General features: G+C 46.1%; 14 protein-coding genes. 10 read left to right on the forward strand and 4 right to left on the reverse strand.

Features of this window, described 5'->3' with window-relative positions:
- The first annotated feature begins 357 nt into the window (after positions 1-357).
- From NDI48_01240 to NDI48_01255, 4 genes are all read left to right on the forward strand, one after another.
- Complete coding sequence (locus NDI48_01240) at positions 358-966, forward strand: molybdenum cofactor guanylyltransferase (GenBank protein ID MEP0829827.1); 609 nt, start codon at positions 358-360, stop codon at positions 964-966.
- A 394-nt stretch (positions 967-1,360) separates the two neighbouring features.
- On the forward strand, positions 1,361-2,035 hold the full coding sequence (locus NDI48_01245) for a phosphoribosyltransferase (GenBank protein ID MEP0829828.1): 675 nt from the start codon (positions 1,361-1,363) through the stop codon (positions 2,033-2,035).
- A 20-nt stretch (positions 2,036-2,055) separates the two neighbouring features.
- The gene (locus NDI48_01250; protein MEP0829829.1) at positions 2,056-3,402 is read left to right on the forward strand and encodes an erythromycin esterase family protein; all 1,347 of its coding nucleotides are present in this window, start codon (positions 2,056-2,058) and stop codon (positions 3,400-3,402) included.
- 508 nt (positions 3,403-3,910) lie between these two features.
- Positions 3,911-4,993, forward strand: a complete 1,083-nt coding sequence (locus NDI48_01255; protein ID MEP0829830.1) for a glycerol acyltransferase — start codon at positions 3,911-3,913, stop codon at positions 4,991-4,993.
- Positions 4,994-5,067: 74 nt separating this feature from the next.
- On the opposite strand, the gene NDI48_01260 is transcribed toward NDI48_01255, so the two are convergent.
- A complete protein-coding gene (locus NDI48_01260) occupies positions 5,068-5,397 on the reverse strand; it encodes a hypothetical protein (protein ID MEP0829831.1) in 330 nt (109 codons plus the stop codon).
- Between the two features lie 623 nt (positions 5,398-6,020).
- On the opposite strand from NDI48_01260, the gene NDI48_01265 reads away from it, so the two are divergent.
- The 3 genes from NDI48_01265 to NDI48_01275 all read left to right on the forward strand — a co-directional run bounded on the left by NDI48_01265 (position 6,021) and on the right by NDI48_01275 (position 11,442).
- The gene (locus NDI48_01265; protein MEP0829832.1) at positions 6,021-7,736 is read left to right on the forward strand and encodes an N-acetylmuramoyl-L-alanine amidase; all 1,716 of its coding nucleotides are present in this window, start codon (positions 6,021-6,023) and stop codon (positions 7,734-7,736) included.
- A gap of 259 nt (positions 7,737-7,995) precedes the next feature.
- Positions 7,996-10,239 carry a patatin-like phospholipase family protein gene (locus tag NDI48_01270; protein ID MEP0829833.1) on the forward strand — a complete coding sequence of 748 codons (2,244 nt, stop codon included), beginning with the start codon at positions 7,996-7,998 and terminating at the stop codon, positions 10,237-10,239.
- Positions 10,240-10,377: 138 nt separating this feature from the next.
- Positions 10,378-11,442, forward strand: a complete 1,065-nt coding sequence (locus NDI48_01275) for a catalase family protein (GenBank protein MEP0829834.1) — start codon at positions 10,378-10,380, stop codon at positions 11,440-11,442.
- A 72-nt stretch (positions 11,443-11,514) separates the two neighbouring features.
- On the opposite strand, the gene NDI48_01280 is transcribed toward NDI48_01275, so the two are convergent.
- A complete protein-coding gene (locus NDI48_01280; protein MEP0829835.1) occupies positions 11,515-13,410 on the reverse strand; it encodes a hypothetical protein in 1,896 nt (631 codons plus the stop codon).
- A gap of 18 nt (positions 13,411-13,428) precedes the next feature.
- On the opposite strand from NDI48_01280, the gene NDI48_01285 reads away from it, so the two are divergent.
- Positions 13,429-13,596, forward strand: a complete 168-nt coding sequence (locus tag NDI48_01285; GenBank protein MEP0829836.1) for a hypothetical protein — start codon at positions 13,429-13,431, stop codon at positions 13,594-13,596.
- A gap of 13 nt (positions 13,597-13,609) precedes the next feature.
- Here the strand turns inward: NDI48_01285 and NDI48_01290 are convergent, their stop codons facing one another.
- Positions 13,610-15,100 (reverse strand): hypothetical protein, encoded by a 1,491-nt coding sequence (locus NDI48_01290; GenBank protein ID MEP0829837.1) that lies wholly within the window; start codon positions 15,098-15,100, stop codon positions 13,610-13,612.
- Positions 15,101-15,158: 58 nt separating this feature from the next.
- Positions 15,159-16,565, reverse strand: a complete 1,407-nt coding sequence (locus NDI48_01295; GenBank protein MEP0829838.1) for a hypothetical protein — start codon at positions 16,563-16,565, stop codon at positions 15,159-15,161.
- 157 nt (positions 16,566-16,722) lie between these two features.
- Here NDI48_01295 and bchH point away from each other — a divergent pair, with 157 nt between their 5' ends.
- On the forward strand, positions 16,723-20,493 hold the full coding sequence (gene bchH / locus NDI48_01300; GenBank protein ID MEP0829839.1) for a magnesium chelatase subunit H: 3,771 nt from the start codon (positions 16,723-16,725) through the stop codon (positions 20,491-20,493).
- Between the two features lie 69 nt (positions 20,494-20,562).
- A complete protein-coding gene (locus NDI48_01305; protein ID MEP0829840.1) occupies positions 20,563-21,555 on the forward strand; it encodes an ATP-binding protein in 993 nt (330 codons plus the stop codon).
- The last annotated feature ends 68 nt before the right edge of the window (positions 21,556-21,623 follow it).

Consider the following 21,623-nt stretch of genomic DNA (forward strand, 5'->3'; position numbering starts at 1 on the left):
CGTTGGATACTGTTGCATCCGCTTTACGCCAACGCCTTTAAAAGCCCTGCGCTAGCATCACGCTAGGAGTAGAGTTGGCTACGCTTGGCTGAGCTACGTGTCATAAAGAGGGTATCGCGCTTTGACCTCAACAGAAACGGTACAACCGTGAGCATTCCCGCCACGCTCAGGGTGAAGTATACATATAAACTACCATCGTACCGAGTTTTATCCTCTTTGAGCGGCTCTCTCCTCTAGAGGTCGGGGCTGTCTTAGCTGCGGTATAGAAGAACGTAGCGTCTATTAGATCGGCTACTGCGTGCGGTTCGTCGAGGACGGCTCACAATGGTAAATGAACTTTCCTTTATGGCCTAACTGATGAGGAAGACTCAATTACTATCTGCGATTATCCTGGCTGGAGGGCAGAGTTCTCGTATGGGTCAAGACAAAGCTCTGATTTCTCTCCAGGGTGTTCCGTTGCTGCGACGGGTTTGTGAAGTCGCTCTCCAGTGTGCGAGTGAAGTCTATGTGGTTACCCCTTGGCCTGATCGCTACCAAGACATCTTACCCGATGCGTGTCGCTTACTACAGGAAGTTCCTTTACCCGGCAAAACCGAACCCCATGGCCCTCTCGTAGGATTTGCTCAAGGTCTGGCTCAAGTTAAAACAGATTGGGTACTCTTACTCGCCTGCGATTTACCCCAACTACAGGTCAACGTTTTACAAGAGTGGGCAACGCAGCTAGAAAAGACGGACAAAAATGTCATTGCTCTGCTGCCGCGACATGCTAAAGGTTGGGAACCGTTGTGTGGTTTTTACAGACGCCAGTGTCTGCCAATACTCTCTCAATTTATCAACGAGGGAGGACGCTCGTTTCAGTCTTGGTTAGCGCAACATCCCGTCCAAGAACTGATGATTCAGGATACCCAACTCTTATTTAATTGCAACACTCCAGCTGACTTAGAACGCTTAGCCTCCTATCAATAACACTGTTGAGCTGGCAGTTTCTAAAAAATGGGATTCTACCTATCAATACTATCTATTTCTTAAGAGTGAAGGGAATCCCTTCTGTAGAGTGAAGAGAATTGCTCAACAGGCTACTTACCCTTAAGACGAAGACTAGATCGAGGTAAGCGATCGCCAAACTCAGCAATGGTTTACCCTCTTGCCCAACAGGCAACACTAGAGCGTGTGTACATTTTTTCAGGTAGACGCGTATCGGCTTTTCACAGCCTCCCACTCCAGGTTCACAGAGCGCACACGCCAGCAGAAAGATTGAGTTTTTTCCATCAAAGTTTGCACATAGACCCTAGGCAAACGCCATGCCCACTATGGCGAACCAATTATTGAACGGACAGTTGAACGCGAAGGAGTAACAACCATGCTATTCAAAGACCGAAGGGCGGCAGGTCAACAACTGGCTGAGAAGCTAGCCGCCTATGCCAACCGCCCAAATGTTTTAGTGTTGGCGCTACCGAGAGGGGGTGTACCCGTCGCCTTTGAGGTTGCCCAAGCGCTTCATGTTCCCTTAGATGTTTTTCTGGTTCGCAAACTGGGTGTACCCGGTCAAGAAGAGTTGGCAATGGGGGCGCTGGCCTCTGGCGGTGTGCAAGTTCTCAATGACGAAGTGGTGCGATCGCTTCATCTGTCTGAAGCAACAATCCAGCAAGTGGCGACCCAAGAACAGCAAGAGCTAGAACGAAGAGAATGCCTTTATCGGGATGACCGTCCTGCCCCGGCTCTACAGGAATGCGCCGTTATTCTGATCGATGATGGTCTAGCCACGGGTGCAACCATGCGTGCAGCCGTCAAGGCGATTCGACAACAGCAACCGGCTCGGATTGTGGTTGCTGTACCGATTTCTTCACCAGAAACCTGCCAGGAATTGGCAGCGGAGGTAGACGAAATCATCTGCGCCATGACCCCCTCTCCTTTCCATAGCGTTGGTTACTGGTACAACAATTTTTCACAAACAACAGACCAAGAGGTTCGTGACTTACTCCAACAGGCAACAACGAGGACTCAACCTTCAGCCGTTGGGGTGGCTGAGCTGTAAAGCGTCAAAGGACGAGAACGATGTTAGATTCTACAAAAACGAATATAAGTGATGTCGTGCGTCAGGCGGCTGTGCCTCTGACTGGCGCAGTTGAAGATTATGACTCATTGATGGATTTAATTGGTGATGCTCGCTTTGTTCTGATGGGTGAGGCGTCTCACGGAACACACGAATTCTATGAACAACGAGCTGAAATTACTAAGCGGCTGATTCGGGAAAAAGGCTTTACGGCTGTGGCGGTTGAAGCAGATTGGCCGGATGCCTACCGTGTGAACCGCTATGTGCGGGGGATGAACGGTGATGCGACCAGTACCGAGGCTCTGGCTGGCTTCGATCGCTTCCCCACCTGGATGTGGCGTAATACAGTTGTGGTCAACTTCGTGGATTGGCTACGAGAATACAATCACTCATTGCCACCCAACGTTGCCAAGACAGGCTTTTATGGGCTTGACCTTTATAGCATGTATGAGTCCATCAAAGCTGTTCTGGGGTATCTCGACAAGATTGACCCGGAAGCCGCCCAGAGGGCAAGGTATCGCTATTCTTGCTTGGAACATTTTGGTGAAGACAGCCAATCTTATGGATATGCTGCCAGTTTGGGCTTGAGTTCATCCTGTGAAGAGGAAGCGATTAACCAGCTAATGGAATTGCAACGCCGCACGGCTGAGTTCTCGCAAGGGGATAGTCAGGTGGCAGAGGATGAGTTTTTCTATGCCCAGCAGAATGCACGGCTGGTGAAGAACGCTGAGGAATACTATCGTTCGATGTTTGGGGGGCGCGTGTCGTCGTGGAATTTGCGCGATCGCCACATGGCGGAAACTCTCGATCAGCTCGTTGCTCACTTGGATCGACACGAGAATCGTAGTAAAGTCGTTGTCTGGGCGCACAACTCCCACCTTGGGGATGCACGCGCAACGGATATGGGGGCGTCTGGAGAATTGAATGTCGGTCAACTGGTGCGTCAACAGTATGGTAACGATGCTGTATTAATCGGCTTCAGCACCTACACGGGGACTGTTACCGCCGCTTCGGATTGGGGGGCACCGCCAGAGCGCAAGCGTGTCCGTCCGGCGTTAGCAGGCAGTTATGAAGCCTTGTTTCATGCTACAGAGTTGGCACAATTCTTGTTGAATCTGCGGGATAACGATGAAGTTAGAGAGAGGCTGCGTCAGCGACGATTGGAACGTGCGATCGGTGTGATTTATCTTCCCCAAAGCGAGCGTATCAGCCACTACTTCAAGGCTCGTCTATCCGAGCAATTTGATGCAATGATCCACTTTGATGAAACACGAGCTTTAGAACCCCTAGAGCGCACGCCCCACTGGGAATCAGGCGAAGCACCGGAGACTTATCCTTTCGGTTTTTAGCAGTAAAGGTTGATATTTGCATCGCACAAGAAATCTCTACACTTGAAACCGGCTTTCTCAAACGATTGTTAGCTTACGCAGTAGGTAGACTCAGATCTGGCACCATTTTCAGTAAGCCCGAAAATCCGCCGTGGAATTAATTCCACGGCTCATAGTGAAAGTCCATTTCAATGGACTGAAATTCCTACTCAGTTTTCTGCGAGAACACTTGATCGATCAGACAGTGGTTTTAACCACTGGCGGGTTGTTGCCACTGGTGCAAGATGTAAGTAGACACAAATAAATGATGGTATGTAAACCAACGTTAAGAAACTAAAATCCTTTTCCCTTCTGCCTTCTGCCTTCTGTCCTCTGTCCTCACTCTCATCTCCGGTCTGCCTTGCCTCAACAGTAAATATTAATGCCGACCTACTTCTCCCAAGCTAGCTAAGATCAGCTATCGGGTAGAGGTATTGATGGCTCATTCACAATAAAGATAGGACACGAGCAATAGCGACTATCCAACCGAATGCAGCAATCCTCAGTTGATTCTTATCGATTTACTTGGTTTGATTGGTTTTGCCTCTGGTATCCTCCCGGTTGGCTGATTTTGTTCAACCGCCATTGGCAACACTATCATGCCGATCCGGATGGCTGGAATGGGTTGGAATATGCATTATTTTTGATTCCAGGGGGATTTTACCTGGCGCTGCTGCTGCGCTGGTTACGCTTGGGTTGCCGTTCACCTGGTTCATCGGTTGCTCAGTTCGATCCAAACTATCAGAACGCCTTCCGGGATGAGATTGTGGCACCGATTGTTCAGTATTATTTTCGTGCTGAATTACACCAGACGGAAAATCTGCCTCAAACTGAGCGATTGATGGTAGCCATGAATCATGCGGGGATGTGTTTTCCTTGGGACTTCATTACATTAGCTTATCTGTTAGGTCATACACGCGGTTGGGTTGTGCAACCCCTGGCAAGTGTTTCGTTATTTGAACATCCTTGGGTGATTTGGTGGTTACCTCCTGGATGGTCGCAGGTTTTAGGGGGTGTGCGAGCAGAACTGAATGAGTTTGAAGCGGCAATAACTCATAAAACAGTTTTACTTTATCCACCCGAAGGCGTACATGGCCCTGGGAAAGGTTGGTCGAAGCGCTATCAGTTGGAGACGTTTCATCCGAGTTTTATTCAACTGTGCGATCGCTACCGCCTTCCGATTCTGCCCGTAATTTGCCTCGGTAGTGAGTTGTTGCATCCTTGGGCGTTTAATGTCAAAAAATTAGCCAGACGAGTCTCCCTGCCCTTTCTGCCTATCTCACCGTTGATGTTTATCTTCTTACTGTTTCCATCAATGGGGGTTTGGGCAATGAGAACCCGCTTGAGTTATTACATTCAGCCTTTGTATGAATCTTGGACGGACGTAGCGTCAGATCAGACACTGAGGACTGAAACCTCTGAAGGTGGAACAGCGTTGAGAGTTCACCTAGGGCAATTGGCAGCACCACCGAGCATCAGGCGATCGCAAGCTTACCGAAACGCTCAACACTTGCGCGAAAAGCTGCAACATCAACTCTCCCGACTCTTAAGCCAAAAGTCCGATACCCCGTAATTAAACCCAAATTCCAATTTTGCTGGCTCAGGGAGCGGCACCTAAGGCGTTTAGCGTTGCCAACTGAGCTGCTGTTAGCCGTATTGTTGGGACAAAAGTACCATTGTTGATATCCCACGGGTGTTGGGGAGGGGATAGGTTTCTTGTTGGTAGTGGCGCAAAACAGCTTTAATATTTTGCTTCGAGACGGGTTCGCCGAAGGCTTGGGAGAGACTTCGCCACAGTTGGGAACCAACTTGTTTGATGTAGTCGTGTTGATAACCTAATTGCTCGGCAATCTCCTTGTAGGAGAGTCCAGCCCAAGTTTGCAGAAAGACTTCCGATTGAATGTCATTGAGTCTTTGTCTTTGGTGAGCAAAGCGTAAAAATGTATCGACGAAGGTGAGCGCTTCTTGTCCTGTCATTGCCAGTCATCTTGACGTAAGTCTTAAATTTACTGGGTTTTTCAGGCTGTAACACAGCAATACCTATAAAATTTACATCCTCCTTCTGGAGTATTTTATTTTTCTCACTGACAGTGCGATCGGGTGTGGTTTTGATTAGGCTTCAAGCCACTGCAAATTGAACATCGTTGAGTCCTGAGTCAGTTTGGAGACGCACTGACGGCTTCTAGCTGCTCTGACGATCTGACATTTTTACGACTTTTTATCTGACTTTTATCTGACTTTTTCCGACTGCCAAGGCGTATACCGAACAGTTAGCTTGGTTTCATCGTTATGGAAGAGATGAGGGTGAAAGATGCGTAAGCATTGCTTTCCGCAGGAATCGCTCTTTATCCGTAGCTTGAGATCTAGGGAATTTACCAATCTTTACAAAAAAAACTCACTTTTTCTCACCGACAGTGCGATTGAGGGTGAGTTATTCGTTGAATTCAGGCAAAGCTCAAAAAGCTACTAACTGTTCGGAGTTCAATCGCAAATGTGCAGGAGCAGTCAACGAAAAAGAGTATTAGCCTGCACAAGCGGTTCAACGTGAGCGCCCATCTCACAGATTGAACACAAGTTGTAAATTTTTAGGACTGATAAAAATGAGTAAACTTTTTAATCAACTGGTCAAAGCCTACGCAGAAACGATTATTGAATTTCCTCAACTTAAGGGGATTACTGTTGCTCAATGGCTCTTAGAATCTGGTCGAGGAACTAGCCGTCTCGCCACTGCACATCTTAATTTTGGTGGTTTGAAATGGCGCGATGGAATGGAAGAATTTGCTACGCCTGTAAAATACGAAGCTAGTGATGGTAAAGACGAATATTGCAAGTTTGAAAGCCTAGAAAAGTTTATTAAAGGCTACTGGCATTTTTTAGAGCGTTCTCCCTACGAAGGATGGCGTAATAATGTAAGTTCTGCGGAGGATTTTATTCGCTTCATTGCCCCCATTTATGCAGGGGATAGCAATTATGTTTCTAAGGTTTTAAATGTGTATGTTGAGGCAAAACGACTCTTCGCTGATGCCGAGCATATAAATCATCATCATCCCGGAACCGCAGAACCTGTTAGCAAACCACCGATCAAAGCTTTTATTCAAAGCCCCAATCATAGCAGTCGAGCGGGTGCTGATATTGATACAATTGTCGTTCACTATACAACCGCAGGGACTGTCTCTGGCACAATCGCACATTTTAAAAATCCTACATCACAAGTCTCTGCCCACTACGTTATTGATAAAAATGGCGACATCTATCAAATGGTAAAAGATTCCGATAAAGCTTGGCACGCTGCCAACGCCAATCGTACTACTATTGGGATTGAACACGTTGCTAAAGTAGGAGACCGATTAACAGAGATGCAGGAAAAATCATCCATCCACCTAATCAAGTGGTTGATGACAGAATATAAAATTCCCAAAGAAAATATCAAAGCTCATCAGCAGATTATCCCAACCAGTTGTCCAGGAAATATTTTTGGCGATGCTATTGACGATACGAACCTGCCAAAATTTAAGGCGTGGGTTGCCAAAAATTTCTCAAAGAAGGTAATGCGGACTCCAGAGCCATTAAGTCCATCTGGATTAGGACTTTATATTGTGCAACCAGGTGATACTCTTTCAGCTATAGCGGCTCGTCATGACATAACTTTGGATGCACTGAAAGCACTTAATTCTAGCATTCAAAATTTTAATCATATTTTTCCCGGTCAAAGAATCACTGTCGCACGGGTGGAGGGAGATGAGCATTTCATTTTCCCATCCAGTCGTCCCTTAAATCTCCCGATTACGATTGCTGAACATCAACTCAACTCTAGTAATTACCAAGAGTTTTCTCATCCACATCTAGGTAACATTACGATTACGGGTGGATATATGGAACCTCATGGTCATTCTGCTAAACCGGAAATAAAAGCTATCTTCTTGGATGGAACATCAAAAATCTTACCCAAATCTGAGCGCAATATTGGCATTGATTATGTAGCCTCTGACCGCAAAGTGAAAGCTTGGTACGGCGGAATTGTCACGAAACAAGGCAAAGAAGGTGGTTATGGACGACGAGTTCACATTCAACTTGACGTCACTTATGAATTTCAAGGCAAGAAATACCAAGTTTATCAGGCATTCGCTCACTTGCAAGCAATTTCGGTCAGTGTCGGACAAGTGGTAGGACAAGGTGGGCAAATTGGTATTATGGGAGGCTCAGGGGCTTCCTCAGATAATGACTATCCACTTCATGTGGACTTGAGTACGTACCTTTTTATCAATGGTAATTTGGTTCAACTAAATCCCCAAGCTTTGGATAAACAGTTAGCTTAAACTGCGCTTTTAGTGCGATCGCCAACATAAGCACAGGAGCAGGCGACCGCAGTGGGAAGGGGAAGGAGAAATTTTGAGATTGTCGCAAAAGCTCGATCTAAGGCTTGTTTAAAACGACAATTACTGCTTCCCCTTAGCTCAAAAACTGACTAATTGACAAATCTTTAGACCTTACAAAAGTAACTTAATATTTTCTCAAGACAGAGCAATTCCGAAATTCACATTGGGTTTCAAAACAACAAGAGCTTGAGGTTTCAGAATGAAAAAAGGTATTTGGCTTTTGCTAGTGCTGGCAGCGATAGCAATATGGTGGGTAAGCCCCGACGCTCTCTGGAAATATCTTTTCTTCCTGCGCGTACCTATTTTGATGGGATTAGTGTTAATTTTTTTTCCGGTACTCGCTCAGTATTGGTTGCCAGCCATGCTGAAGAATTTATTTGTACTTCGTGGCAGCGGGCAAATAACATTCGTTATTGTAAGCGCGGTTAGTGCTGGAATGTCAGTAGTTTTGGCTACTTCCATCATTCTACATAATGCAGCTGCTCGTTTTGCTGTACCAGTAGCGATAGATATTCCTAAATTCTGGCAATATGTGATGGCGATTGCCTTAAGTTCATATATTTGCCTTACAACGATTGTCCTCTCAAAAGAAAACTCCAAGACAAAGCTGCAAGGTAATGCAATATTGTGGAGTACAGTTGCAGGTGGAGGATTGAGTATTGGACTTTTGTTTCTTGTCGATTTAACAAGAAAATGGTTAGCCTCTAACGCTTACCTCAAAGAAATACTTGGTGGTATCGCCTCTTTAGCCAAACATGGAACAGCAGGCTATATCGAGCCTCAGAGCGGTGAGCTGACTTCGGGACATTTGGCAGCGCTCGCTTTTCTTGTAATTGGAACCGTTATTTACCTTGCTGTTGGTTTATTCTTTCATCCCAAATCAAAGTCACGCCGAGCCGAAGCCCCAGCTCTTTTATATGTGCTGCTGCTCATTTCGATAATTACACTGTTGTGTAGTGGTGCAACTTTCTATCTTGATTACTTTCGGGTTCCCCTCTTAATCCCATTTCTGGCTTACTCAGCTTTTACTTATTTTGCACTTGGCGTAGATCATCTTTTTGAACTCGATCCATTATCCGGAGATACTGGTGACAAGAAAGCAGTTGATGATAAGTCTAAAGATTTTGAACAAGTTCTAGCAAAACGTCTTGAACATCAAACAGGAGAACAAACTTTAGTAATTGTTTGTGCGAGTGGGGGTGGAATTCAAGCCGCAGGATGGACAGCTCAAGTGCTGAAAGGCTTACAGCAAGAGTTAGGAATAGGTTTCACCAAAGCAATAGGCTTGATTAGCGCTGTCTCAGGTGGATCGGTAGGGGCAATGTACTACCTAGATCGATTCAATACAGATGGTTTCTTAGAAGAATGCGAACAGAAAAGCTCTGAGAACATTAACAAAGGTAAGCAAAAAACTTATGAGAGAGCTACTAAGAATAGTTTTGATGCTGCTACCTCAGATACTTTAGATGCTGTTGGTTGGGGTTTCGCTTACCTAGATTTGTGGCGCTTCCTGGGATTTCCCTACCTTATTCGTCCTAAGTTCGATCGCGGTACAGCCGTTGAGACAGACTGGCAAGGGGAAATGAAAGATGGGCAAAAGGAAAGTAATAAATCAAAAACCCTAGGCACATGGCGCAAACAAATTTTTGATGGACAAATTCCCATTCCTGTATTCAATGCCACTTTAGTTGAAACGGGTGAGCGTTTTTTAATCACTCCCATGACTTTTGGCAAGGCTCCTGGGAAAAAATATATAGACTTCAATAGTCTTTTTGAAGGCTATGATATGAAGGTTGTCACGGCTGCAAGACTATCAGCAACATTTCCCTATGTCTCTCCAATCTGCCGTCATAATCGGAAGGAACAGGAACTAGCAGATAAGAAGTATCACTTTGCTGATGGTGGCTATTTCGATAACTCGGGTTTCGTAACTGCCGCAGAGTGGCTTGATGAACGACTTGATGAATGGCGAAAACCTGAGAGTTTAAATATCAGGCGGGTTCTTATTCTACAAATTAACGCCTTTCCTGAATCTCCTGCCAACGATAACGTACAAGGTAGTGGGGGCTGGTTTATGACAACATTAGGACCCTTACTGGCGATGTTTAAGGTACGAGATCCAGTCCTAGCCTCTCGAAATGCTAAGGAAGCAAAACTCCTTAAGGAACGATGGGAAAGATACAAAGATCGCCTAGAGGAAAATCCAGTAGATATCCAATACTTCCCTATTTTCTTTCCCTCTAAACAAGATGCTCCCGAATTTTACGATAAGAGAGGTCGCTACCAACCACCTTTGTCCTGGCGACTCACTGATGAAGAAAAGCAAGCTATCCAAGATGGCTGGACAGCAATAAAAGCAGGAAAAACCGTTCAAAAAATTAAAAAATTGTGGCATGAGACCTGGAAGATGTCAGTCCCTACAGACCAGGTCGCAGACGATTAATCACTTAATTTATGGGGCGATCGCACCTCGTCACCTCTTCACCCGAAAACAGCAGATGAGGGGTTGAGAAGCGATCGCCTTTACCCCTAGTTCGACAACTTGCAAATTTACAAACCTTACAAAAGTAACCCTATTATCATGGCAGAAGCACCCTTAGAGTTAGGCAAAGAATATCCAGCACAAGAAGAAGAAGCCCTGATTGAAAAAATATTGGCAATCAGTAAATTCTCGATGCAACAAAGACCTCATCCCCCCATGCTGAGAGATCAGCATCCCAAGAGTCACGGCTACGTTCAGGGGGAGTTCATCGTTGAAGAAGATATCCCTGCAAATATGAAAGTTGGGGTTTTTAAGGAATCTAAAACTTATCCGATCTGGATTCGTTTTTCTAATGGCGGGAGCGATCGCAATCCGGAGACTGGAGATTTTGTGCCTGATACAGTCGGTGATGTTCGCGGGATGGCTATCAAGCTGATGGATGTCGAAGGTGAAATGGTACTCCCTGATTCTGAGCATCAAGGAGAGCAAGATTTTATTCTCATGAATAATCCCACTTTCTTTATTCGTGATGTTCAGGGCTACATGGACTTTTTCCCTGTTGTCAAAGCGATGAGAGAGAAAAAAATTATTTTCAAACCAGGCGAACCGCCCGACGTACCCGCCGAACTACAAGAAAAATTTCAAGCCGTGGCTTACGCCTTCCCCATGCTTCAGAAAATTAGAGCAAAACTAACTACCAGTCCGTTAGAAATTCCCTACTGGAGTGCCACTCCCTACAAATTGGGCAATCAAGCCATAAAATTTTCTGTGGTTCCCCATGTCACGGGCGAAAGCTTCAATCCAGACAATGCTGCTGATAAAAGTAATTATCTGCGGGACGCAATGACCCAACATTTGGCTAGTCAAGATGCTTGTTTTGATTTTAAAATTCAACTGCAAAAAGATGCAGTCAAGATGCCCATTGAAGACCCAACAGTTGAGTGGGATGAGCAGGAATCTCCTTATGTCAAGGTAGCAACAATTAGAATTCCCGCGCAAAATTTTAACACCGAGGAACGCAAGTGCTTTGATGAAAAGCAATCGTTTTCTCCCTGGCATACTCTGCCAGAGCATCAACCCTTAGGAGGAGTTAATCGCGCTCGTAAGCGAATTTACGGGGAACTGGCTAAGTTCCGAAATGGCACAAATCAAAGTAATAGATAAGTTTAGCTGATTCAGGTATAGCCCTGTGGCTAGTGTCCGGAGCGCGATCGCTGATAGTATCCCTAAGATCAACTAATTAGATGCAACAATTTCAAGGGCTTGGTTTAAAGTTCGCGAGGCTTGTTCAGTTTGTCCGGTTGATGTTAACTCATGAGCGATCGCAGCCAACGTCGAGGCTTGATAGTATTTATTTTTCAAGCTTTGGGTGACTTGTATCGCTTTATCGAAATCTCCCGATTCAGCCAACAGTTGAGCGATGCTACGCAACAACAAGGCTTTAAAAGATTCATCTTTAATGTCTTGAGCCAGTTGCAAAGCTTGGTCGATTTTTCCCCTTATAGCCAACTCATTAGTGATGCTACGCAGCGCTGAGCTTTTGGAGGATTCAAGTGGCAGGGATTGGGCGACTTGTATAGCTTGATTGAGTTTTCCCGATGCAGCCAATTGTTGAGCGAGGCTATGTAACACTTGGGCTTTGGAGGATTCATCTTTAATGTCTTGAGCCAGTTGCAAAGCTTGGTCGATTTTTCCCGATGCAGCCAACTGTTGAGCGATGTTAAACAACGTTGCGCCTTGGGCGGATTCATCTTTAATGTTTTGAGTCAGTTGCAGGGCTTGCTCAATTTTTCCCGATGCAGCTAACTGTTCGGCGAGGCTACGCAACGCTGAGTCTTTGTGAGATTGATCTTGAATCTGTTGAGTCAGTTGCAGGGCTTGGTCGATTTTTCCCGATGAAGCCAACTTGGCAACAATGCTAACCAAGTCTAAGTTTTTGGAGGATTGATCTTGAATCTGTTGAGCCACTTCCAGAGCTTGGTCGAACTTTTCCGATGAAACTAAGCGATTAGCAATCCTAGATAACGCTGAGTCTTTGTAGGATTGAGCTTGAATCTGTTGAGTCAGTTGCAGGGCTTGCTCAATTTTTCCCGATGAAGCCAACTCGGCAACGATGCCATGCAATGTTGAGTCTTTTTCAGCTTGAGCGGGGATGGTTTGGGCGAGTTTTAGGGCTGGGTTAATTTTTCCCGATAAAAGCAACTGTTGAGCAATGCTAGACAACATTGAGGCTCTGGAGGATTCATCGGGTATGGTTTGGGTTATTTGTAGGGCTTGGTCGATTTTTCCCAATGCAGCCAGCAGAGAAACGATGCTAGATAACGCTGAATTTTTGGAAGATTTCTCTTGAATCTGTTGAGCCACTTGCAGAGCAAGAGTGGGGTCGAATTTTTCCGATGAAGTTAACTTGAAAACGATGCCAGACAACGCCACGTCTTTGGTAGATTCATCGTGGAAGGTTTGAGCCAATTGTACGGCTTGGTCGATTTTTCCTGATGAGATCAAGTAGTCAGCGATGCCATGCAAGGTTGATTTTTTGAAGGATTCATCTGGGATGGTTTGGGCAACCTGTAGGGCTTGGTCAATTTTTCCCGATAAAGCCAAGTGTCCAGTGATGCTAGACAACGCTTCACCTGTGGAGTACTCATCTTTAATCTTTTGAGCCAGTTGTAGGGCTTGGTTGATTTTTCCCGATGCAGCCAACTTGGAAGCGATGCCAGACAACGCCACGTCTTTGGTGGATTGCTCTTGAATCTGTTGAGCTAGTTGTAGGGCTTGGTTGATTTTTCCCGATGCAGCCAACTTGGAAGCGATCTCAGACAACACGATGTCTTTGGAGGATTCATCTGGGATAGTTTGAGCCACTTGCAGAGCTTGGTCAATTTTTCCCAATGAAATCAACTGGAAAGCGATCGCAAACAGTGCTTCGGCTTTTCCCGATTCATCTCTCCTCGCTTGGGCTACCTGTTCACCTTGTGCGGATGAAGCTTCCACTAGAACATCGGCTTGGACAATTTTACTTTCATCCCTTGTTGAAAGTTCAGCAGGATTTAAGGATGCACTCACCCCATGCTGAGGCGTCAGGACTGCAAATAGTGTAATCAGGGTGAGGAGGTAGGGTTGAGTTCCCATGGGAAGTTAATTGCATTGATGGCTGATTCAGCTATGTCTCTGAGCTTAGAGGACTTATGCACCAATTTAGCGATCGCCTGCCTCCTCACCTTATCCACTCTAATTAGCTGCTATGTTTCTCAGCTTAGAGGACTGATGCAACAATCTAGCTGTAGCTCTCGCTATCAGGCTATTAGCTTTACATGACAGGCACACAAGGCTAATTAGTTTCGACAATCTTAAGGGCTGGTTTGATGGCTTGAGACGCTAGTTCCGTTTGTCCCGCTTTTACCAAATCGTTCGCTAGCTGAGCCAACGTCCAAGCTTTTTCATTCTCATATGTGATAGTGTTTGCCATTTGTAAGGCTGGGTTATATTGTTTTGCTTCAGTTAACACCATCACTGTTTCAGAGAACCATCTATCGGGTATGGAATTGCGATCATCAATGGTAGAAACTACTTGCACGGCATCTGCTATTTTTCCAGCCTCAGCCAAATTAGTAGCTATGTAAACAAACGCCATAGCTTTATGAGTGCGATCCTTGATGGTAGAAGCCACCTCTTTGGCTCGGTCATATTGCCCAGCTTTAGCCAAGCTGTCAGTGATGCTACGCAATGCAAAAGCTTTATTGTCGCCATCCTTCATGGTAGAAGCTAACTGCAAGGCTCGGTCAAGTTGTCCGGATGAAGCAAAACTGATGGCAATTTTAGACAACATAGACTGGTGTTCCGTAGAGCCAACTTTAATCGTCTTTGCCATCTGCAAGACTTGCTCTAATTGTCTCGGCTCAGTCAAACTTTCGGCAAAACGAGCCAAGGCTAGGGGTTTAGCCGGGTTACTCTGGAGAGTATTTACTAGCTGCAAGGCACGGTCAAACTGTCCCGATGAAGCCAGACTGCTTGCGATCGCACCTAATGCATTAGCTTTATGGTAGCTATCGAGCTGATTTACCAGTTGCAAAGCTCGGTCGATTTGTCCCGATGAAGCCAACTTCTCAACGATGTCAACAAATGCCCCGTGTTTGTAACTTTTCGTGTCAGCGGTTGGTATGGTATTTGCTATTTTCAAGGCTTGCTCGTACTCACCCGCCTCAGCCAAGGTACTAGCCGTGTGACTCAATAGATTAACTTTGTTAGCGTCAAGCTTGATTGTATTTGCCACCTGTAAGGCTTGGTCTATTTGTCCTGCTTTAACCAAACTGGAAACTATTTTAGTTAAGACCCGTAATTTATTCAGGTCATCCTTGATGGTATCGTTAACCAGCTTCATGGCTTGGTCATGTTTTCCCGTCCTCGCCAAGTTCTCAGCTACGCCACCCAACGCAATAGCTTTCTCATCGGGATGTCGGATTGTATTGGCTAGCTGCAAGGCGCGATCGATTTGTCCTCCCTTAGCCAAACTGCTGGCTACCATAGCCAACGCCATGTCTTTGAAACCGCAATACTTCATCCTATCTACCAGCTCTAGGGCTTGATCGTATTGTCCTACCGCAGCCAAATACCAAGCTATGCTAATCAACGGTCGCTCTTTCATCACGATGTTGCGATCGCTCTCAGAGGAAATTTCCCCTGGCAAGGGTTGGCAGGCCGGTTGCGCGGCAGCTTGCTTAACATCTACCTGTGCTGAGGATGGGGATTTTGGATAAATTGAGGCGATACCGACTAGGGCACAGAGACTGACAAGTGCTAGGAAGACGTTTCGAGGTTGCATAGCATTCACTTGAAGTAGAAGGTTCAGTAATTTCCAGACAAGAGTGGGCTTGACACCCTTATGGGCGTACTATTTGATCAAATCCAACAATCTCAAAGGCTGGTTTGATGGCTTGAGAAGCTAATTCTGTTTGTCCCGCTTGTACCAACTTGTTCGCCAGCCAACCCAACGTCCAAGCTTTTTCATTCTCATCCCCCATCGCGTTTGCCATCTGTAAGGCTGAGTTGTATTGTTTTGCATCAGTTAACTGCATCACAATGTAATTGAGCCTTTCATCGGCTCTGGAAGAGCGATCCTCAATGGTAGAAACGACTTGCAAGGCATCTGCAACTCGTCCAGCCTCAGCCAATCTGGTAGCTATATAAACAAACGCCCCAGCTTTATGAGTGCCATCCTTGATGGTAGAAGCGACCTCTTTGGCACGGTCATATTGCCCAGCTTTAGCCAAACCGCTGACGATGTTACGCAACACCTCAGATTTATCCTTGTCACCTTTGACGGTAGCCGCTAGCTGCAAGGCACGGTCAAGTTGTCCGGCTCTAGCAAAACTGAAGCCAATGTGAGACAACATTAAACGCTGTCCCCCAGAGTCAGCTTTAATCGTCTTTGCCAGTTGCAAGACTTGCTCTAATTGTCTGGCATCAGTTAAAGTCTCAGCCAAACGAGCTAAGGCTACGGGTTTGGCAGACTCAATCTCGATAGTTTTTACTAGCTGCAAGCCACGGTCAAACTGTCCCGATGAAGCTAAGGTGCTAGCAATGCGACTCAATGCACTAGCTTTATACTCGCCATTGAGCTGATTTGCCACTTGCAAGCTACGGTCAAACTGTCCCGATGAAGCCAAGGTGCTAGCGATGTGACTCCATGCACTAGCTTTATAGACGCCATCGAGCCGATTTGCCACTTGCAAAGCACGGTCAAACTGTCCCGATGAAGCCAAGGTGCTAGCGATGTTAGCAAATGCCTGGTGTTGGGAAGTTTTCGCCTCATCGGTATTGGCTATGGTATTTGCTATTTGCAGAGCTTGCTCGTAGTTTCCCGCTTCAGCCAAGGTGTCAACGATACGAACCAAGGCAGCCCCTTTCATACCATTATTCTTGATTGAATTTGCCACTTGTAAGGCTCGATCGATTTGTCCCGCTTGAGCCAAACTGTAAACTGTATCGTACTCCCGTGCCCGCTCGAACTTGATACCGCAATTCTGCATCTTATCTAGCAGTTCTTGGGCTTGGTCATTCTGTCCTACCGCAGCCAAATACCCACCTAGGTTAACCAACGGTCGCTGTTTCATCAGGATGCGATCGCATTCAGAGGAAGTTTCCCCTGGCAAGGGTTGGCGAACTTGTTGCGCCGTAGCTTTCTTAACATCTACCTGTGCTGAGGATTGGGATTTTGGATAAATTGAGGCGATACCAACGAGAGTACAGAGGCTGACAACTGCCAGGAAGACGTTTCGAGGTCGCATAGCGTTCGCCTGAAGTAGGAGGTTCAGTATTTCTAGACAGGATTAACGGTATAGATGTTTCAGTCGTTAGCGTTTGGTGGAATTCAATCGCGTCCAGCCGGTTGTAAGCAGATAGCGCCCTTAAGATCGAAATACACAGAGTTTTCGGGCTTGGGGCATGAAACGCATCGTCTTGATTGCTGGGTTTGAATCGTTCAACGCTGACTTGTACCGCAAAGCGGCTCATCTGGCACAACAGCGCTGTCCTGAGTTGGATATTCGGGTTTTTAGCGAGCGCTCCCTCACCACCGAACCTGCTGCTGTTGAAGAAGCACTCAAAGACGCTGATGTCTTCTTCGGCAGTCTGATATTCGATTACGACCAAGTGCTGTGGCTGCGAGAACGAGTGCAACACATCCCCATTCGCCTCGTTTTCGAGTCTGCCCTCGAATTAATGAGTCTTACCCAAATCGGTGCGTTCAAAATTGGGGATAAGCCTAAGGGTATGCCCAAACCCGTTAAATTTATCCTCGACAAATTCAGCAATGGGCGAGAGGAAGATAAACTCGCCGGTTACATCAGCTTCTTAAAAGTTGGCCCCAAGCTACTCAAATACATCCCTGCCAAAAAAGTTCAAGACTTACGCAACTGGCTGATTATCTACGGATATTGGAATGCAGGCGGCGCGGATAACGTGGCGTCAATGTTTTGGACGCTAGCCGAAAAATACCTGGGGTTAAAAGTGGGAGAGATTCCCCCCCCTGTGGAAACTCCCAACATGGGATTGCTGCATCCTGACTATGCCAATTACTTTGAATCCCCTCGCCACTATCTGGAATGGTATCGCCAAGCCAAGCCAGAAACCTGGCATTTGCCGGTGGTGGGAATCTTGCTGTATCGCAAGCATGTTGTCACCAAGCAGCCTTATATTCCCCAACTGATTCGCCACTTTGAAAACGCGGGTTTGATTCCAGTGCCGATTTTTATTAATGGCGTGGAAGGGCATGTTGCCGTGCGAGATTGGATGACATCGACGCACGAAACCAGCCAACGCAAACTGGGTAATGTGGAAACACCCTCTCTTTCTCATGAGTCAGTCGAGGTAGATGCGATTGTTTCGACGATTGGCTTTCCCTTAGTCGGGGGGCCGGCGGGTTCGATGGAAGCAGGGCGTCAGGTGGAAGTCGCCAAGCGCATCCTCTCGGCTAAAAATGTGCCTTATTTCGTTGCCGCCCCCCTGTTGATTCAGGATATTCACTCTTGGACGCGCCAGGGAATTGGGGGGTTGCAAAGTGTTGTCTTATATGCATTGCCTGAATTAGATGGAGCAATCGACCCTGTACCTCTCGGTGGGTTGGTAGGAGAAGATATCTATCTGATTCCGGAACGGGTGAAGCGGTTAACCGGACGCCTTAAGCGCTGGATTGCCCTACGCAAGACATCACCGACTGAAAAGAAAATTGCGATTATTCTGTATGGCTTCCCACCTGGGTACGGGGCAACAGGGACAGCGGCTTTATTAAATGTACCGCGATCGCTCCTGAATTTGCTCCAGTCTCTCAAAGACCAAGGGTACAACGTTGGGGACTTACCGGAAGATGGGGAAGAACTAATTCGCTGGGTGAAACAAGCGGATGAGAACCCCTCCCCGATCCTCCCCGTACAAGGGGAGGGAGCAAGATTATTCCCCTCCGTTAACGGGGGGGTTAGGGGGGGTTCCACCGTTAATGCCCAAACTCTAGAAAAATGGCTGGGTTACCTCCTCACTACCCGAATCGAGAAGCAGTGGAAATCCCTTACAGGAACGGGTATTAAAACATATGGGGATGAATTACAAATTGGGGGCATTGAGTTAGGAAATATCTGGATTGGGGTGCAACCGCCCCTCGGTATTTCAGGTGATCCGATGCGGCTGATGTTTGAACGGGATATGACACCTCATCCTCAATATGCCGCATTCTATAAATGGTTACAGAATGACTTTAAGCCTGATGCTGTGGTTCACTTTGGAATGCACGGTACGGTTGAATGGTTACCGGGTTCTCCGTTAGGAAATACGGGCTATTCTTGGCCTGATATTCTCTTGGGAGATATGCCCCATCTTTATATTTATGCGGCTAATAATCCCTCCGAGTCAATTTTGGCGAAACGTCGGGGCTATGGGGTGCTGATTTCCCACAATGTACCACCTTATGGTCGGGCGGGATTGTATAAAGAATTAATGGCACTGCGGGATTTAATTTCGGAATATCGGGAAGATTCTGAGAAGAATTATGCCCTCAAAGAGGTAATTTGCAAGAAGATTGTGGACACGGGCTTAGAGGCAGATTGTCCGTTTGAGGAGGCGAAGAAGTTGGGGATGGCTTTTACGCCGGAGAATGCGCGGATGTTTAGCGTTCATGCTTTTAATGATTATTTGGTGAAGTTGTATGAGTATTTGCAGGTTGTAGAACAACGTCTGTTTTCATCGGGATTACATACTTTAGGTGAGGTACCAGATTCGGAAGGATTGACATCTTACCTGGAAGCTTATTTTGGAGAGGAGTTGTCACAAGAAGTGGTGGAGGCAATTGCGGAGGGAAGAATTGAACCACAGAGACACGGAGAACGTAGAGAAGTGGGTTTGGAGAGGTTAGAGGAGGGATTGAAGATTCGTGAGTTGTTGATGCAAACTAGCGATGAGTTGACGAATCTTTTACGAGGGTTGAATGGCGAGTATATTCCGCCTGCACCAGGGGGTGATTTGTTGCGCGATGGGTTGGGTGTATTGCCGACAGGGCGGAATATTCATGCGTTAGATCCCTATCGGATGCCATCCCCTGCGGCGTATGAACGGGGGAGAGAAATTGGACAAAAAATTATCACCCAGCACTTACAAGAACAGGGTGAGTATCCGGAAACAGTGGCGGTGATGTTGTGGGGATTGGATGCGATTAAAACGAAGGGGGAATCGCTGGGTATTCTGCTGGAATTAGTGGGAGCAGAACCCGTAAAAGAAGGGACGGGGAGAATTGTGCGGTATGAGTTGAAACCGTTGGCAGAGGTTGGGCATCCTCGGATTGATGTGTTAGCCAATCTTTCGGGTATTTTTCGAGATAGTTTTGTCAATATTATTGAATTGCTGGATGACTTATTCAAACGGGCAGCGGAAGCAGAGGAATCGGAGGAGCAGAATTTTATCCGCAAACATGCTTTGGCGTTGCGATCGCAAGGTATAAATAATGCCTCTGCGCGATTATTTTCTAACCCGACTGGGGATTTTGGTTCTCTGGTAAATGACCAAGTTGTAGATGGAAATTGGGAAAATGGCGATGAGTTAGGGAATACCTGGCAAAGCCGCAATTCCTTTAGTTACGGCAGACAAGATAAAGGACAAGCGCGTCCGGAAATTCTTAACCAACTGCTGAAAACCACCAATCGCATTGTGCAAGAAATTGACTCCGTGGAATATGGATTAACGGATATTCAGGAATACTATGCGAATACGGGAGGGTTGAAGAAGGCAGCGGAACAAAAACAAGGGAAAAAAGTTAGCGCTAGTTTTGTGGAAAGCTTCTCGAAAGACACCACACCCCGAAAATTAGAAGATTTGCTGCGTTTGGAATATCGCACAAAGTTATTGAATCCAAAATGGGCAGATGCGATGGCGAATCAAGGTTCTGGCGGTGCTTATGAAATCTCGCAACGGATGACAGCGTTAATAGGTTGGGGGGGTACGGTTGATTTTACCGATTCTTGGGTGTACGACCAAGCGGCGGATACTTATGCGTTAGATGCAGAGATGGCGAATAAGTTGCGAGAGGCAAATTCTGAGGCATTTCGGAATGTTGTAGGTAGGATGTTGGAGGCGCATGGGCGAGGATTTTGGCAACCGAGTGAAGAGAAGTTGCAAAAGTTGCAATCGTTGTATGAGTTGACGGATGAGGAATTGGAAGGGGTGAGGGTGTAGAAAACTATGGAAGTCTATACTGCCTAATAGTCGCTATACGGGCTAGCTTTGGGATATCAGGAAACTACTATGCAGCCAGAACAACAACAGCAATTTATCGAGGATTTTGGTGGACGTGCAAAAGACCATCTCTATACGATGGAACAATGTTTATTGAATCTACAAAAGACCAAAGAAATAGAGGTAGTCTATCAGATACTGCGTGCCATCCACTCGATTAATGAGGGGGCAGCAGTGGTTGGGTTAAGTAGTATTAATCAAACAGCTCATCGCTTCCAAAAAAATCTCGAAGCTTTAAGAGATTATCCAGTTGAATTTGATCAAAAACTTGAGTCGCTATTTCTGCAAATTGTTGATGCTTTGTATTTATTGGTGAATAAATTAGAGGAACCATTTGGACTGACTGAAAACGAGGCTAGTAAGATTATTTCGGATACAGAACCCGTATTTCAAGCTCTGAAGGCTCACTTAGATCTTCTAATCAATCCTCAGGTACCCTTTGCTGAAATAGAGCAAATATTTCCCCTCAAAAGTGCGGTACAAAACGCAGCTGATGAGTATAGCAAGCAAGCAGAGGTAATTATCGATGGTAGGGAAACCTTAATCCCAGAATCGATCCTGAAACAGTTACCCAGGTTGCTGACTCACTTGGTTAATAATGCCATTGCTCACGGAATAGAGTTACCCGAGGCGCGGCAGGCAGCAGGCAAATCGCCAGTGGGTCAGATTGTGCTTCGTGCCTTCCGCCAAGGTAACAAGATTGTGATTTCGTTTACTGATGATGGTGCTGGAATTGATGTGGAACGGGTGAAAGCTAAGGCGATTGAAAAGGAACTGATTAAAATTGATGAAGCTCAAAGTCTATCCACAATACAGGTGTATGAACTCCTCTACTGTCCCGATTTTAGTACTAAGGACGAGCGGGATTTGAGAGCAGGGCTAGGGTTTGGTTTAGATGTAATTCGCACAGAACTGACTAAACTAGGAGGGGTCATTAGCACCGATTCTAAATCAGGAAAAGGAACAAATTTTACTATTGTTTACCCTGAAAAAATTATTTAAAAATAATGGAAATGAATACTGATTAACCGCCTAGGCAAACGTTTGATGGCTCGATTATCTTTTTACTT

This window comes from Microcoleus sp. AS-A8, assembly GCA_039962225.1.
Taxonomy (GTDB): Bacteria; Cyanobacteriota; Cyanobacteriia; order Cyanobacteriales; family Coleofasciculaceae; genus Allocoleopsis.